Below are 15,083 nucleotides of genomic sequence, written 5' to 3'. Positions count from 1 at the left end.
CTTACCCTCAGGAAGACACGCACCCGCAGGCCCGTCCTCAACCGGCCTGGTCACCGTCCCAGTCGAGCGTCGCCCGCGCCTGGCACACCGCTTCCTCCACGGTGAGCCGCGCCCCGCGCTCGAACGCCTCCGCGAAGGCCGCCCCACCCAGCACCGCCCGTGCGGCCGCCGTGACGCGGTCGACGTCACCGCGCTCGGCGGGCGGCAGCGGGGCGCCCACCCCTCGGCGGGCCGCGTCCGCCGCTCCGAGCAGCAGCACGGCGCACTCGGCGGCAGGCGCGCATCCTCGCAGGGCCACCGCTCCCGCGAGGCCCTCCAGGGACAGAGCCAGCGCGCGCGGTTCACCGAGGGAACGGGCGACGTCCAGTCCGCGCAGGTGATGGCGCCCGCACTGGTCGGCGTCACCGCGCAGTTCGGCGATGAAGCCGAGCTCGGCCAGCAGCAGATGGTCGCCCGCCTCCGAGGAGACGTCGGCGAAGCCGTCGCGGATGCGCAGTAGGTGGGCCTCGGCGGCGTCAAGGTCTCCGGAGCGGCGCGCGCCGAGTGCGAGGCCCATCTCGGAGTGGATCTCGCCGTACTTGTAACCCTGTTCGGCGGCGATCCGACGCGCCTGCTCGTGCAGACTGCGCGCCTGCTCCCACTGCCGGGCCAGCAGTTCGAGTCGGCCGAGCCCGGACAGCCGCGCCGACACCTCGGCCTCCAGGCCCAGTTCCCGCGCCAGCCTCAGCCCTTCCCGCTGCAGGCGGGCCGCCTCCTCGTACTCGCCCTTGATCTCGGCGAGCGCGGCGAGCGGCGACACCGTCTGCAACTCGCCCCAGCGGTCGCCCACCTCACCGAAGAGCTCGGCGCTGCGTCGCCCGTCCCGGCCGAGCGCGTCGAGGTCACCGTGGACCAGGGCGAGGGTGGCGCGCAGGCCGAGCGCGGCGGCGGTGCCCCACTGCTCGCCCGCACCGTCGAAGAGGTCGAGCGCCCGCGCGTTCAGCTCGGCGCTCGCGGTCACCTCGCCCGCGCTGAACAGGCCGTACGCACACAGCCAGAGGGCGCGGGCCCGGCGTACCGGGTCGGGGACGGCGTCGGCCGTCGCGCCGGTCACCGCCTCGGCGTGGTCACCGGTCAGGAGCGCGAACGCGGAGTGCAGCAGGGCGAGTTCGGGGGAGTCGGAAGCGACCGTCAGGACGGCCGACAGGCTGCGGCGAGCCTCGGTGAGCCGGCCGCGCAGCAGCCACCACCAGGACAGGACGGTGGCCAGTCGTACGGCCTCGTCGGCCTGCCCGGCGGCGGCGCGGCGCACCGCCTCGTCGAGCGCGGCCCGCAAATTGCCCGTCTCCGCGTCCAGGCGGGCGAGCCAGGAGCGCTGCCCCGCACAGCGCAGCCGGGACTCGGCGCGTTCGGCGAGCGCGAGGTAGTGGCGCAGATGGCGATCGCGTACGGCGGTGAGGTCCTGCATCTCGTCCAGCCGCTCCGTGGCGTACGCGGCGACGGACTCCAGAAGCCGGTAGCGGCGCCCGGCCGGGCCCTCGACGACGACCACGAAGGACCGGTCGACGAGCCGCGTCACGAGGTCGAGCACCTCCTCGCGGTCCACGCCGTCGCCCGCGCACACCGCTTCGGCGGCGGCCAGGTCGCAGCCGTCGCTGTGCACGGCGAGACGGCGCAGCACGATGCGTTCGGGCGCGCTGAGCAGCTCCCAGCTCCAGTCGATCATCGCCCGCAGGGTCTGCTGCCGTGCGGGCGCGCCCCGCTGCCCGGCGGTCAGGATCCGGAACCGGTCGCCGAGCCGGTCCGCCAACTCTCGCACTCCCAGTGCGCGTACCCGGGTCGCGGCCAGCTCCAGGGCGAGCGGGATGCCGTCCAGTCGGCGGCAGATCTCGGCGACGGCCGCCCGGTCGGCCGGGTCGGCGGCGTCCGGGTCGCCGGGGAAGCCGGGGGCGGAGGCGGCGGCCCGCTCGGTGAACAGCCGTACGGCGTCGTCGTCGTGGAGCGGCTCCACGAGGAAGACGGCCTCACCCGCGAGGCCGAGCGGTTCCTGGCTGGTCACCAGGGCCCGCAGTCCGGGGGCGGTGCGCAGCAGCAGCTCGGTGAGTTCGGCGGCGGCGTCGACGACGTGCTCGCAGTTGTCCAGGACGAGCAGGGTACGGCGGTCCCGCAGCACGGCGGCGAGGCGGTGAGCCGGGGACGGGGACGGCGCTCCGGTGCCGGGCAGCGCGGACGGGGCGTCGTCGCGGATGCCGAGTGCGGAGGCGACGACCTGGGCGAGGTCGGCGGCGGTACCGGTCCGGACTCCGGAGAACTCCACGAGCCAGACGCCGTCGGGGAGTTCCTCCGCTGACGCCGAGGCGGCCGCGGCCACGGCGAGCCGCGTCTTGCCGACACCGCCGGGCCCGGTGAGTGTCACCAGGCGGGTGGTGTCGAGGAGTTGGGAGAGTCGGGTCAGGGCGTCGGTGCGGCCCATGAGGGGGGTAAGGGGGGCGGGGAGGTTCGAGTGGGGGGTTTTGGTGGGGGGACTCGGGAGCGCCGGGGCGCTGGTCGGGGCCGTCGCGAGGGCGGCCGGAGTGGCGCCGGACGCGGTCGCTGACGTGCCGGGGGTTATCGGGGCCCCGCCGGGCGCCTTCTCCGGGCCGGTCGCTGTCGGATGCGTCGACGGCATGGTGGTGAACTTCTGTTCCAGCTCCGGGTCCTGGCGCAGCACCGCCTGGTGGAGGGCGCCGAGGGCGGGGCTGGGGTCCACTCCGAGTTCCTCGGCGAGGCGGGCGCGCAGGGCCTCGTACGAGGCGAGGGCCTCGCTCTGGCGGCCGGCCAGGTAGAGCGCCCGTATCTGCAGGGCGCGCAGGCGTTCCCGCAGGGGGTGTCGGGCCACCAGGTCGGCCAGTTCGCCGGAGAGCAGGACGTGGTCCCCCGCCTCCAGGCGGGCCTCCGCCTGCTCCTCCAGCACGGACAACCAGTGCTCGGTGAGGCGCCGCTCGGCCCCCCGTACGAACTCCTCGTCCGCGAAGTCGGCGTAGGCCGGTCCCCGCCACAGATCGAGGGCCTCGGTGAGCAGCGCGGCCTTGGCGCGAGGGTCGCGGACGGCGCGGGCCTCGGCGACGAAGGCGTGGAAGCGGTCGGCGTCCACCTCGTCGACCGTGGGGTCGAGGCGTAGGCGGTAGCCCGGTGCCTGCCGTACGACGCGGTCCCGGCCGAGCACCCGGCGCAGCTGGGAGACCTTGGCCTGGAGCGCGCCACTCGGCTTGCCCGGCGGTGCGTCGCCCCACAGGTCGTGGACGAGGCGGTCGGCGGAGACCGGCTTCCCGTCGTGCGCGAGCAGATCCGCGAGCAGGGCCCGGACCTTGAGTTCGGGGACCGTGACCGTCTCCCCCTCGTCGTCCCACACCACAAGTGGCCCGAGCACCCCAAACCGCATGCGAGCAACCGTACAGGTCCGGGGGCGGCCGGCCCGCTCCGGTCGCCACCGGGGCGGCGGGCACGACCCCGACATCACCGAGACGGCCGGACGGGCGGCCGTCAGCGAACTGTCAGCGGCCCCGAAGTCCCTCCGAAGCGCCGGCGCGCACAGTCGTTGCCGTCGGGTGCCGCGGTGCGTCCGGCAGCGGCGCCATGAGGAGGGAGCGGTAGGCATGACCAGGTACGCGGGCAAAAAGGCCGTGGTCGTCGGGCAGGCCACCGGGATCGGGCTGGCCATCGCCAAGCGGCTCGTGGAGGGCGGCGCGGAGGTGCTGCTGACCGCGCATACCGCGCAGGAGCGGGACCACGCGGGCGCCGAGTTGGGCTCCGCGGCCCGCGTGGTCTCACCGAACGTCGTCGAGGCCACTCTCGGGCCTGTCGGCGGCATCGATCTCGTGTTCGCCGACGCCGTGCCGACGGCGCGTCCACTGCTGCCGTACCTCGTGGACCATGGCGCGGTGGTGCTCACCGCTCCTGCCCCGACCCCGGCCTCCGTGCGGGCGCTCGCCGCTGAGCTGATCACCCGCGGCATCCGCGTGAACGCCGTGGCACCGAGCTGTATCGAGGCGCCGGCCGGCGGCACGGCACCGCTGCCTCCGCTGGGCCGGCTCGGCTCCGCCGAGGAGGTGGCGCGTGCCGCGCTCTTCCTCGCCACCGACGCGACGTTCACGACGGGCGCCCGGCTCCCGGTCGACGGCGGCCTCGGCCACCCCTAGCCGGTTGTCCTCGACGATTCGCGGCGCCCGATGCGATCCACCCCGTCCCCAAAGATCCGGAGATCACCACATGAGTACCTCACCAGATACCACCGCCGCCCGCGGAGAGGACAGCGGGGCCGCACCCGATGCCACGGGCGGGAGCGAACAGCGGCAGAAACTTCCGCTGTTCGCCCTGCTGGCTCTCGCCACGGCAGTCTTCATCACCAGCCTCACCGAGACGCTCCCGGCGGGCCTGCTCCCCGCGATGAGCGACGACCTGCAGGTGAGCGAGTCGGCGACAGGTCAGACGGTGACGATCTACGCGATCGGCACCGCGCTGACCGCGATTCCGCTGACCGCGGCCACCTCGGCGTGGCGGCGCAAGGTGTTGCTGCTGACCGCCATGGCGGGCTTCGCCGTGGCCAACACCGTCACGGCCGTGTCGTCGGTTTACGGCGTCACGATGGTCGCGCGGTTCGTCGCGGGTGTCGCCGCCGGACTGGCATGGGCCCTGCTCGCCGGGTACGCGCGGCGCATGGCGCCCGTACCGTTGCAGGGCAAGGCGATCGCCGTCGCGATGGCGGGCATTCCGGTGGCGCTCTCCCTCGGCGTGCCGGCCGGCACCTTCCTCGGCGAGACGCTCGGCTGGCGCACGGCGTTCCTGGCGATGACGGGGCTCACCGTCGTGCTGCTGCTGTGGATCGTCGCCGCCGTGCCCGACTACCCGGGGCAGGAGCGCGGTGAGCGCCCGAAGATGCTGGGTGCGCTGCGGGTCCCGGGTGTGGCCCCGGTCCTGTTCGTCACGCTGGTCTTCGTCCTGGCGCACACCATCCTGTACGCGTACGTCGCCACGTTCCTGGACGACCTGGGCATGGGCGGCAGCACCGACCTGGTGCTGCTGGCGTTCGGTGCCGCATCGCTGGTCAGCATCTGGATCGTGGGCGCCCAAATCCACCGCCGGCTGCGCGCGCTGACCATCGCGAGCGCACTGCTGGTCGCCGTGTCCGCGGCGCTGCTGGCGGTGCTCTCCGACAACACCGCCCTGGTGTACGTCGCCGCCCTGCTGTGGGGTCTCGGCTGGGGCGGTGTGCCCACGCTGCTGCAGACCGCCGCGGGCGACGCCGGCGGGGACTCCGCCGACGCGGCGCAGGCGATGCTCGTCACGCTGTGGAACGTCGCCATGGCGGGCGGCGGCATCCTCGGTGGCATCCTGCTCGACGCGATCGGCAGCGACTCTTTCCCGCCGACCATGTTCCTGCTCCTGCTGCCGGTGCTCGGGGTCGTCGTCCTCGCCCGCAGCCACGGCTTCCCCGCGAAGCGGCCCAACGCGTAGCCGGCACACGGCCCTCGAACGCCCCGCCGTCACCGGGGAGTTCGGGGGCCGTCCTCCGAGAAAGGAACTTCCATACGCATCGGTGAACTGTCGGAGCGCACTGACACCTCCCGCACCCGCATCATCCGGCGGATCCTGCCGTGTCTGCACCAGCCCGCCCTGGGGCGTCAGCGCGACCGTATGACGGAACGCATCCGCTCCCTGATCCGCGACCGCGACGCCATGGCCGAGTACGTCTCCATGACAGAACAACTGCTCCCCATGTCGAGTTAGGGGCCCGCTGTCACGTTGGTTGATCGGGTGGATGCTGTCCGGGCTGATCATGGTGGAGGGGGATAGTCCGTGAGGAGTGCGTCGCCGTCGTACAGGGGTCATCGGTGTCCGAGGAACTGATGCTCGAGCACGGTCCCGTTGTCTGTCCGCGTTCAGCGGCACCTCACCTCACGTCCGACCCGGCCGCCATCTAGCGGCGCTCGTTCGCCACACCCGCGCAGACGCGTCTACCGCCCGTCAAGCACGAGTGCCCCGCTCCCCGCGAGATGCAGGGGCAGGGCACTCGTTCACGTCAGATCAAGAACTGGCGAGTTGGCGCAGCACGTACTGCATGATGCCGCCGTTGCGGTAGTAGTCGGCCTCACCGGGGGTGTCGATGCGGACGACCGCGTCGAACTCGACGCCCGTGTCGGTGGTGACCTTGACCGTGCGCGGCGTGGTGCCGTTGTTGAGCTCCTCGACGCCGGTGAAGGAGAAGGTCTCCTCGCCGGTCAGGCCGAGGGAGGCCGCCGTGGCGCCCTCCGGGAACTGAAGCGGCAGGACGCCCATGCCGATGAGGTTCGAGCGGTGGATGCGCTCGTACGACTCGGCGATGACGGCCTTGACGCCGAGGAGCGCGGTGCCCTTGGCGGCCCAGTCGCGGGACGAGCCGGAGCCGTACTCCTTGCCGGCCAGGACGACGAGCGGGATGCCCTGCTCGATGTAGTTGCGCGAGGCGTCGTAGATGAACGACACCGGGGCGCCCTCTACGGTGAAGTCGCGGGTGTAGCCGCCCTCGGTGCCCGGCGCGATCTGGTTGCGCAGGCGGATGTTGGCGAACGTGCCGCGGATCATGACCTCGTGGTTGCCTCGGCGCGAGCCGTAGGAGTTGAAGTCACGACGCTCCACACCGTGCTCGGTGAGGTACTTGCCGGCCGGGGTGTCGGCCTTGATGGCGCCGGCGGGCGAGATGTGGTCCGTCGTCACCGAGTCGCCCAGCTTGGCCAGGACCCGGGCGCCCGTGATGTCGGAGACCGGGGTGGTCTCCATCGTCATGCCCTCGAAGTACGGGGGCTTGCGGACGTAGGTCGACTCGGCGTCCCACTCGAAGGTGTTGCCGGTCGGGATCGGCAGCGCCTGCCACTGGGCGTCGCCCGCGAAGACGTCCTGGTAGGACTTGTTGAACATGTCCTCGCCGATGGCGTTCGCGACGACGTCGTTGACCTCGGCCTCGGAGGGCCAGATGTCCTTGAGGAAGACCGGGTTGCCGTCCTGGTCGGCGCCCAGGGCGTCCTTGGTGACGTCCACCTTCATGGAGCCCGCGAGGGCGTACGCGACGACCAGCGGCGGGGAGGCCAGGTAGTTCATCTTGACGTCGGGGTTGATACGGCCCTCGAAGTTCCGGTTACCGGAGAGGACCGAGGTCACCGCGAGGTCGTGGTCGTTGACGGCCTTGGAGACCTCCTCCGGCAGCGGGCCGGAGTTGCCGATGCAGGTGGTGCAGCCGTAACCGACCAGGTTGAAGCCGACCTTGTCGAGGTACGGGGTCAGGCCCGCCTTGTCGAAGTAGTCGGTGACGACCTTCGAACCCGGGGCGAGGGTGGTCTTGACCCACGGCTTGCGGGTCAGGCCCTTCTCCACGGCCTTCTTCGCGACGAGCGCCGCGGCGACCATGACGTAAGGGTTGGAGGTGTTGGTGCAGGAGGTGATGGCCGCGACCGTCACCGCGCCGTGGTCGATCTCGTACGTCGAACCGTCGGGGGCGGTCACGGTGACCGGGTTGGACGGGGCGCCGTTCGGGATCGTCGACGGGGCGTCGGAGCCCGGGAAGGACTCCTTGCTGGCCTCGTACTCGTCGTTGACGTAGTTACGGACGTCCTGCTTGAACTGCTCGGCGGCGTTCGCGAGGACGATGCGGTCCTGCGGGCGCTTCGGGCCGGCGATGGAGGGGACGACCGTGGAGAGGTCGAGCTCCAGCTTCTCGGAGAAGTCCGGCTCGGCCTTCGGGTCCAGCCAGAGGCCCTGCTCCTTGGCGTACGCCTCGACGAGCGCGAGCTGCTGTGCGGAGCGGCCGGTGAGCTTGAGGTACTTGATGGTCTCGTCGTCGATCGGGAAGATCGCGGCGGTCGAGCCGAACTCCGGCGACATGTTGCCGATGGTGGCGCGGTTCGCCAGCGAGGTGGCGGCGACGCCCTCACCGTAGAACTCGACGAACTTGCCGACCACGCCGTGCTTGCGGAGCATCTCGGTGATGGTGAGCACGAGGTCGGTGGCGGTGGTGCCGGGCTTGAGCTCACCGGTCAGCTTGAAGCCGACGACACGCGGGATGAGCATGGAGACCGGCTGGCCGAGCATCGCGGCCTCGGCCTCGATACCGCCGACGCCCCAGCCCAGCACGCCGAGGCCGTTGACCATGGTGGTGTGCGAGTCGGTGCCGACCAGGGTGTCGGGGTAGGCCTGGCCGTTACGGACCATGACGGTCCGGGCCAGGTGCTCGATGTTCACCTGGTGGACGATGCCGGTGCCCGGCGGGACGACCTTGAAGTCGTCGAAGGCGGTCTGGCCCCAGCGCAGGAACTGGTAGCGCTCGCGGTTGCGGCCGTACTCCAGCTCGACGTTCTGCGCGAACGCGTCGTGGGTGCCGAACTTGTCCGCGATGACGGAGTGGTCGATGACCAGCTCGGCCGGGGAGAGCGGGTTGACCTTCGCGGGGTCGCCGCCGAGCTCCTTCACGGCCTCACGCATGGTGGCGAGGTCGACGACACAGGGCACGCCGGTGAAGTCCTGCATGATCACGCGGGCCGGCGTGAACTGGATCTCCTGCGACGGCTGGGCCTGGGAGTCCCAGCTGCCGAGGGCGCGGATGTGGTCGGCGGTGATGTTCGCGCCGTCCTCGGTACGGAGCAGGTTCTCCAGGAGAACCTTGAGGCTGTACGGCAGGCGGGCCGAGCCCTCCACCTTGTCCAGCCGGAAGATCTCGTACGACTCGTCGCCCACGCTCAGCGTGGCGCGGGCGTCGAAGCTGTTCGCCGACACGACAGTCTCCTTCATTTTTGTGCGCTTACCACCGCATCCTGCCGCCACGCCGTCTTGGCCGATCCGCTAAGGTAAGGCTAAGTTAGGTATGCCTTACTGCCAGACCCAGCGAAAGCGTGCGACTGCGGTACGCCTCGGCAGATATCTCGATGTCGAGATAACTCTAGTACATGAGGCCGGGATGGTCATGCCCGGCCTCGCCGCGATCTCCGGGCGGCCCGTGGACCCCGCGCGCGGCGGGGGCGACTGTCGCGCCCTGCGGGCCTCGCGGGGCGACCTGCGCTCGGCGGTGGCCTGGCACGGCGTGACGTGACGTGATCCCGAGCCTGACCATGTCCGGCGCCGCCGGCGGGCTGTGCGCCGCTCGGCCCGGCCATCGGGTTCGCGCTGAACCCGCCGGCCGTGTGCGGTGCCATCGTCGCGGTCGGTACCCGCAGGCGGAGGCGGCCAGGGCACGTCTCAGGTCGGCCGGCCACTGAAGGCCGCTCCCCATTCCCGCCGGGATGCCGGCAAGGCGACGGACCCGCGCAGGCGACCTGGCACGGCGTGCGTTGACCCGCACGTGACCACGCCGGCGCCGTCGGCGGGCCGTACGCCATGGTCCGGCCGCCGCCCCCCGGGGCCACGCCGGCCGCGACACCGCGCCGACCTTTCGGTGGTCGCGGGCCCGGCACCGCGAGCACGTCGCTCACCGCCGGTGACGCTTCGACGCGGCCGTCGACCTGGACCCGGCGAGGACACCGGCGCCGGACGCCGCGCGTGACGGGCGCCCCCGACGACACGTCCGCCCCAACTCGCCCACCACAACGGGCGGATACGAACCCGGCACCCATCACTTCGCCGGGCCGGGGTATGCGAACACCGTCGTAAGCACGCGACCGAACCCTCGACGGGAGGCCCCCATGCCGCTCACGTTCCGCAAGAGTTTCCGAATCCTTCCCGGGGTGCGGCTGAACATCAACCGGCACTCCTGGTCCATCACGACCGGTGGCGGAAGCCACGGACCGAAGCACACGCACAGCAGCACGGGACGTCGTACGACATCGGTTGATCTGCCCGGACCTTTCGGATGGCGCCGGACCCGCACCGCCAAGCGCCACTGACGTTTCCTCAGGCCCGCCGGGCTCCTCACCCGAACGGACCCCCTCGAAATGCGGCATCTCATATCTGAGATAGCCTCAACCCCATGGCAGACGACTACCTCGTACGTATCGGCAGGCTCATCCGTGACGCCCGACAGCACCGGGGCTGGACACAGTCGCAGCTTGCCGAGGCGCTCGGCACCAGTCAGAGCGCCGTCAATCGCATCGAGCGCGGCAACCAGAACATCAGCCTTGAGATGATCGCCCGTATCGGTGAAGCGCTGGACAGCGAAATCGTCTCTCTGGGCTACGCGGGCCCGATGCATCTGCGGGTGGTCGGCGGTCGTCGGCTGTCCGGCGCGATCGACGTCAAGACGAGCAAGAACGCGTGCGTGGCCCTGCTGTGCGCCTCGCTCCTCAACAAGGGGCGCACGGTGCTGCGCAGGGTCGCCCGCATCGAGGAGGTCTACCGCCTCCTGGAGGTGCTGAGCTCCATCGGGGTGCGCACCCGGTGGATCAACGGCGGCGTCGACCTCGAACTCGTGCCGCCGGCCGAGCTGGACATGAACGCCATCGACGCCGAGGCCGCCGTCCGCACGCGCTCGATCATCATGTTCCTCGGCCCGTTGCTGCACCGCATGGACGGCTTCAGGCTGCCGTACGCCGGCGGTTGCGACCTCGGCACCCGGACCATCGAGCCGCACATGATCGCGCTGCGCCGGTTCGGTCTGGACGTCGCGGCGACCGAGGGCCAGTACCACGCCCGGGTCGACCGGAACGTCCGCCCCGACCGCCCGATCGTACTGACCGAGCGCGGCGACACCGTGACGGAGAACGCGCTGCTCGCGGCCGCCCGCCACGAAGGCGTCACCGTCATCCGCAACGCCTCCTCCAACTACATGGTCCAGGACCTCTGCTTCTTCCTGGAGACCCTGGGAGTCAGGGTCGAGGGCATCGGCACCACCACCCTCACCGTGCACGGCGTGCCACACATCGACGTGGACGTCGACTACTCCCCCTCCGAGGACCCGGTCGAGGCGATGAGCCTGCTGGCCGCGGCCGTGGTGACGGAGTCGGAGCTGACGGTGCGCCGGGTGCCGATCGAGTTCCTGGAGATCGAGCTCGCGGTGCTGGAGGAGATGGGGCTCGACCACGACCGTACGCCCGAGTACTTCGCCGACAACGGCCGCACCCGGCTGGTCGACCTCACGGTCCGGCCCTCCAAGCTGGAGGCGCCGATCGACAAGATCCACCCGATGCCGTTCCCCGGCCTGAACATCGACAACGTCCCCTTCTTCGCGGCCATCGCGGCGGTCGCGCAGGGCCAGACCCTCATCCACGACTGGGTCTACGACAACCGCGCGATCTATCTGACGGATCTGAACCGTCTGGGCGGACGCCTTCAACTCCTCGACCCGCACCGCGTGTTGGTGGAGGGTCCGACCCGCTGGCGCGCCGCCGAGATGATGTGCCCACCGGCCCTGCGCCCCGCCGTGGTCGTCCTGCTGGCGATGATGGCGGCGGACGGCACGTCCGTGCTGCGCAACGTCTACGTCATCAACCGGGGCTACGAGGACCTGGCCGAGCGGCTCAACTCGGTGGGGGCGCAGATCGAGATCTTCCGGGACATCTGAACAACGGTGCCGCACCCCTTCTGACCTGCATAAAAGTGGGGCCTGGAGGGGTGCGGCGACGCCTCTGGGACCTCTGGGGCTTGGGGCCAGGACGCCGCGCGTACTTCCTGATCCGGGACGGGATGGATGCCCGTCTCCCGCAGAAGCGGGCAGGCCGGTGACCGGGCGTCGACGCCATCACGAACACCGACGGCAGACGATGAGTGCCTGCAGGGTAAAGACCCGGACTCCGCATTCCGCCCTCGGGAGCCCCGCCGTGCGGAGACCGAGATTGTTGTAGATGCCGGCCGCAGGCTCCTGCACCGCGAGCTCCCAGGCCGCCGACGCACGCCGGGCTCCGGTGCCGTCCACATCCCGGAGACGCGGGTCGCCTGCGCCTCGTGACGCCGGGACGCCTATCTTGTCGCTCATGCAGTCCTACACGATCGGCCAGGCCGCACGGCTGCTCGGCGTCAGCCCCGACACCGCGCGGCGGTGGGCCGACGCCGGGCGGGTCCCCACGCACCGCGACGAGAGTGGTCGGCGCCTCATCGACGGGCGGGACCTGGCCGCCTTCTCCGTGGAGCTGGCCAAGGGCGACGGCGGTGAGGAGGAGACCTCCCACACCTCCGTCCGCAATGCCTTTCCCGGCATCGTCACCGCCGTCAAGCTCGGCGATGTCGCGGCCCAGGTGGAGATCCAGGCGGGCCCGCACCGGCTGGTGTCGCTGCTGACGCGGGAGGCCGTGGAGGAACTCGGCCTGGAGGTCGGGGTGGAGGCCACCGCCCGGGTGAAGTCGACGAACGTGCACATCGACCGCACCTGAGCGGGGCCGCCGTCCGGGTCAGAGGGTGAGCAGTTCCTCGTGGAAGCCGCCGAACTCCCGCTCGCCGTCGATGAGATGGATCTCCAGGATCCAGTGGCAGCGGCGTCCGGCCTTGTCGGTGCGGCGCAGCGGGGTGTCGTTGGCGGGGGTGATGTACGACTCCACGTCGGCGCCGTCGATCGACTCGTGCGGAAACTCGCCGACGAGGTGCCCGGCATGCCAACCGCCCAGACGCCAGCCGGAGTTGGCGGCCTGGCGTTCGACCTCGGCGTACAGCCGCGCGCCGGTGATGTCCGGGTCGGCCTCGTAGGCGCGCCGGCCCGCCGCGAAGATCTTCGGCAGGTCGTCGCGGAGGCGGTGCTTGACCGGGTCGTCACCGAGGACGAAGGTCCGCCCGAAGTCGGCCTCGTACTCCTCGAAGATCGGGCCGAAGTCGGCGAAGACGATGTCGTCCGCGCCGATCACCCGGTCCGGCGGGTTCTCCCGGTACGGCTGGAGCGTGTTCGGTCCCGAGCGCACGATCCGCTTGTGCCAGTGCCGGGTGGTGCCGAACAGTTCGTTCGCCAGGTCCCGGACCCGATCACTGACCGCCCGCTCCCCCTGGCCCGGCGCGACGAGTCCGCGCGCCTCGATCTCCGCGAAGAGCCGTACGGCCTTCGACTGGGCGTCCAGCAGCCTTGCCGCGCGTGTGGGTTCGTCGTCCGCCATGGGCCCGAACATATTCGTCTGGATCGACCGCGACAACGGAATTCTGCTCCGCCGAACCGGTCCACGGCCCGCACTCCGTACGAACGCACATGCCACCCTGCTGGATCTGGTCTGCGGCTCATGCGATGTGACAGGGGGTTTTTGCCTGGCATCTGCGTCAGTATGATCGAAGTGATGAGGGACGTGATGATGGACGTGCGCTGCCTCGCCGAGGCCTGAGCCGGGATCATGAGGACCAGAAGGAGCGGACCTGTGAAGACCCCTACCGCGCGCCGGAACCGCCGGGCCCTGCGAACGGCCGGCGCAGGTGCGGGTGCGGCAGCGCTGCTGGCCCTGAGCGCCTGCTCGTCGTCGGACGCGAACTCCTCGTCCTCGGGGTCGGCGTCCGCCTCGGGCGAGCTCTCCGGCACGGTGACCGTGTTCGCCGCCGCCTCCCTCCAGGAGAGCTTCACGACTCTCGGCAAGCAGTTCGAGCAGGCCCACCCCGGCACGAAGGTCACTTTCAGCTTCGGCGGCAGCGACTCGCTGGCCGCGAGCATCACCGGCGGTGCCCCGGCGGACGTGTTCGCCTCGGCCAGCCCCAAGACGATGAAGATCGTCACGGACGCGGGGGACGCCTCCGGCACGCCCGTCACCTTCGTGCGCAACCAGCTGGAGATCGCCACCCTGCCCGGCAACCCGGACAGGGTCGGGTCGCTGAAGGACCTCACGGACAAGGACCTGAAGGTCGTGCTGTGCGCGAAGGAGGTGCCCTGCGGTGCCGCCGCTCAGAAGGCCCTCGACGCCGCCAAGCTGAAGCTCACCCCCGTGTCCTACGAGCAGGACGTCAAGGCCGCCCTGACGAAGGTCGAGCTGAAGGAGGCCGACGCGGCCGTCGTCTACAGGACCGATGTGCACGCGGCGGGTGACAAGGTGGAGGGCGTGGAGTTCCCCGAGTCCGCCGACGCCGTCAACGACTACCCGATCACCCTGCTCAAGGGCACGCGGCACACGGACGCCGCGAAGGCCTTCATCGCACTCGTGCGGTCCGCCGAAGGCCAGAAGATCCTTACCGGGGCCGGATTCCTCAAGCCGTGAGCCCGACCGACAAGGCCACTGCCGCGTCCGAGACCCTCCGGGGCGGGCCGCGGCGCCGGCGTGTCCGAAGGACCGGCGGCGGCCGCGCTGTGCCGTTGCCGCTGCTCGTGCCCGCGCTGATCGGCCTGGCGTTCCTTGCCGTACCGCTGATCGCGCTGCTCGTACGGGCCCCCTGGCGCGGCATGCCCGAGCAGCTGACCGGCGCCGCGGTATGGCAGGCGCTCCAGCTGTCCCTGGTGTGCGCCACGGCCGCGACCGCGGTGAGCCTGGTGATCGGGGTCCCGCTGGCCTGGCTGCTGGCCCGCGTCGAGTTCCCCGGCCGGGGCCTGGTGCGCGCCCTGGTCACCCTCCCGCTGGTCCTCCCGCCGGTCGTCGGCGGTGTCGCACTGCTCATGGCGCTGGGGCGCAACGGGGTCGTCGGGAAGTGGCTGGACGCATGGTTCGGGATCACGCTCCCCTTCAGCACGGCCGGGGTCGTGGTCGCCGAGGCATTCGTCGCGATGCCCTTCCTCGTCATCAGCGTGGAGGGCACCCTGCGGGCCGCCGACCCGCGCTACGAGGAGGCGGCGACGACCCTGGGCGCCTCCCGTTTCACCGCGTTCCGGCGGGTCACGCTGCCGCTGATCGCGCCGGGGGTGGCGGCGGGCGCCGTACTGGCCTGGGCGCGGGCGCTGGGCGAGTTCGGCGCGACGATCACCTTCGCGGGCAACTTTCCCGGCCGTACCCAGACCATGCCACTAGCCGTTTACCTAGCCCTCCAGAGCGACCCGGAGGCGGCCATCGCCCTCAGCCTGGTCCTGCTGGCCGTGTCCGTGGCGGTACTGGCGGGGCTGCGCGACCGTTGGATGGCGACGAGATGACTGGGGTGGGCGGGGGCGGGACGGCCGGAGACATGACGGACGGTACTGAAACGGCTGATGGCGGAACGACTCGTGGCGGGATGGCCGACGGCGGAACGGCCGCCAGCGGATCGGCCAGTAGCGGAACGGCCCGCGGCGAGTCGGCCGGCGGTGGCAC

At 71.3% G+C, this 15,083-nt stretch carries 11 protein-coding genes; 8 read left to right on the top strand and 3 right to left on the bottom strand.

The window, feature by feature from the left end; genetic code table 11:
* Window positions 1–37: 37 nt before the first annotated feature.
* Window positions 38–3,400 carry a BTAD domain-containing putative transcriptional regulator gene (locus tag ABZT06_RS04605; RefSeq protein WP_355734717.1) on the bottom strand — a complete coding sequence of 1,121 codons (3,363 nt, stop codon included), beginning with the start codon at window positions 3,398–3,400 and terminating at the stop codon, window positions 38–40.
* 214 nt (window positions 3,401–3,614) lie between these two features.
* Between ABZT06_RS04605 and ABZT06_RS04600 the strand changes: the two genes are divergently transcribed.
* Both ABZT06_RS04600 and ABZT06_RS04595 read left to right on the top strand, forming a co-directional pair.
* On the top strand, window positions 3,615–4,157 hold the full coding sequence (locus ABZT06_RS04600) for an SDR family oxidoreductase (RefSeq protein WP_355734714.1): 543 nt from the start codon (window positions 3,615–3,617) through the stop codon (window positions 4,155–4,157).
* 70 nt (window positions 4,158–4,227) lie between these two features.
* Window positions 4,228–5,472 carry an MFS transporter gene (locus ABZT06_RS04595; RefSeq protein ID WP_355734711.1) on the top strand — a complete coding sequence of 415 codons (1,245 nt, stop codon included), beginning with the start codon at window positions 4,228–4,230 and terminating at the stop codon, window positions 5,470–5,472.
* Window positions 5,473–6,042: 570 nt separating this feature from the next.
* Here the strand turns inward: ABZT06_RS04595 and acnA are convergent.
* Window positions 6,043–8,760, bottom strand: coding sequence for an aconitate hydratase AcnA (gene acnA, locus ABZT06_RS04590; RefSeq protein WP_355734708.1), 2,718 nt, complete (start codon window positions 8,758–8,760; stop codon window positions 6,043–6,045).
* Window positions 8,761–8,941: 181 nt separating this feature from the next.
* Here acnA and ABZT06_RS04585 point away from each other — a divergent pair, with 181 nt between their 5' ends.
* From ABZT06_RS04585 to ABZT06_RS04570, 4 genes are all read left to right on the top strand, one after another.
* Window positions 8,942–9,073 carry a hypothetical protein gene (locus tag ABZT06_RS04585; protein WP_355734705.1) on the top strand — a complete coding sequence of 44 codons (132 nt, stop codon included), beginning with the start codon at window positions 8,942–8,944 and terminating at the stop codon, window positions 9,071–9,073.
* Between the two features lie 589 nt (window positions 9,074–9,662).
* Window positions 9,663–9,863, top strand: coding sequence for a DUF4236 domain-containing protein (locus ABZT06_RS04580; RefSeq protein ID WP_007385362.1), 201 nt, complete (start codon window positions 9,663–9,665; stop codon window positions 9,861–9,863).
* Between the two features lie 83 nt (window positions 9,864–9,946).
* On the top strand, window positions 9,947–11,476 hold the full coding sequence (locus ABZT06_RS04575) for a UDP-N-acetylglucosamine 1-carboxyvinyltransferase (protein WP_355734701.1): 1,530 nt from the start codon (window positions 9,947–9,949) through the stop codon (window positions 11,474–11,476).
* A gap of 409 nt (window positions 11,477–11,885) precedes the next feature.
* A complete protein-coding gene (locus ABZT06_RS04570; RefSeq protein ID WP_355734698.1) occupies window positions 11,886–12,281 on the top strand; it encodes a helix-turn-helix transcriptional regulator in 396 nt (131 codons plus the stop codon).
* A gap of 18 nt (window positions 12,282–12,299) precedes the next feature.
* On the opposite strand, the gene ABZT06_RS04565 is transcribed toward ABZT06_RS04570, so the two are convergent.
* Window positions 12,300–12,989: a M24 family metallopeptidase gene (locus ABZT06_RS04565; RefSeq protein ID WP_355734695.1), complete on the bottom strand. Its 690-nt coding sequence runs from the start codon at window positions 12,987–12,989 to the stop codon at window positions 12,300–12,302.
* Between the two features lie 252 nt (window positions 12,990–13,241).
* On the opposite strand from ABZT06_RS04565, the gene modA reads away from it, so the two are divergent.
* A complete protein-coding gene (modA, locus tag ABZT06_RS04560) occupies window positions 13,242–14,066 on the top strand; it encodes a molybdate ABC transporter substrate-binding protein (protein ID WP_355734692.1) in 825 nt (274 codons plus the stop codon).
* A complete protein-coding gene (gene modB, locus ABZT06_RS04555; RefSeq protein ID WP_355734689.1) occupies window positions 14,063–14,926 on the top strand; it encodes a molybdate ABC transporter permease subunit in 864 nt (287 codons plus the stop codon). The genes modA and modB overlap by 4 nt, the downstream gene beginning before the upstream one ends.
* The last annotated feature ends 157 nt before the right edge of the window (window positions 14,927–15,083 follow it).

The sequence above is a fragment of the Streptomyces sp. NPDC005483 genome (genome assembly GCF_040606035.1).
Taxonomy (GTDB): domain Bacteria; phylum Actinomycetota; class Actinomycetes; order Streptomycetales; family Streptomycetaceae; genus Streptomyces.
This window is presented reverse-complemented; position numbering and strand designations above follow the sequence as displayed.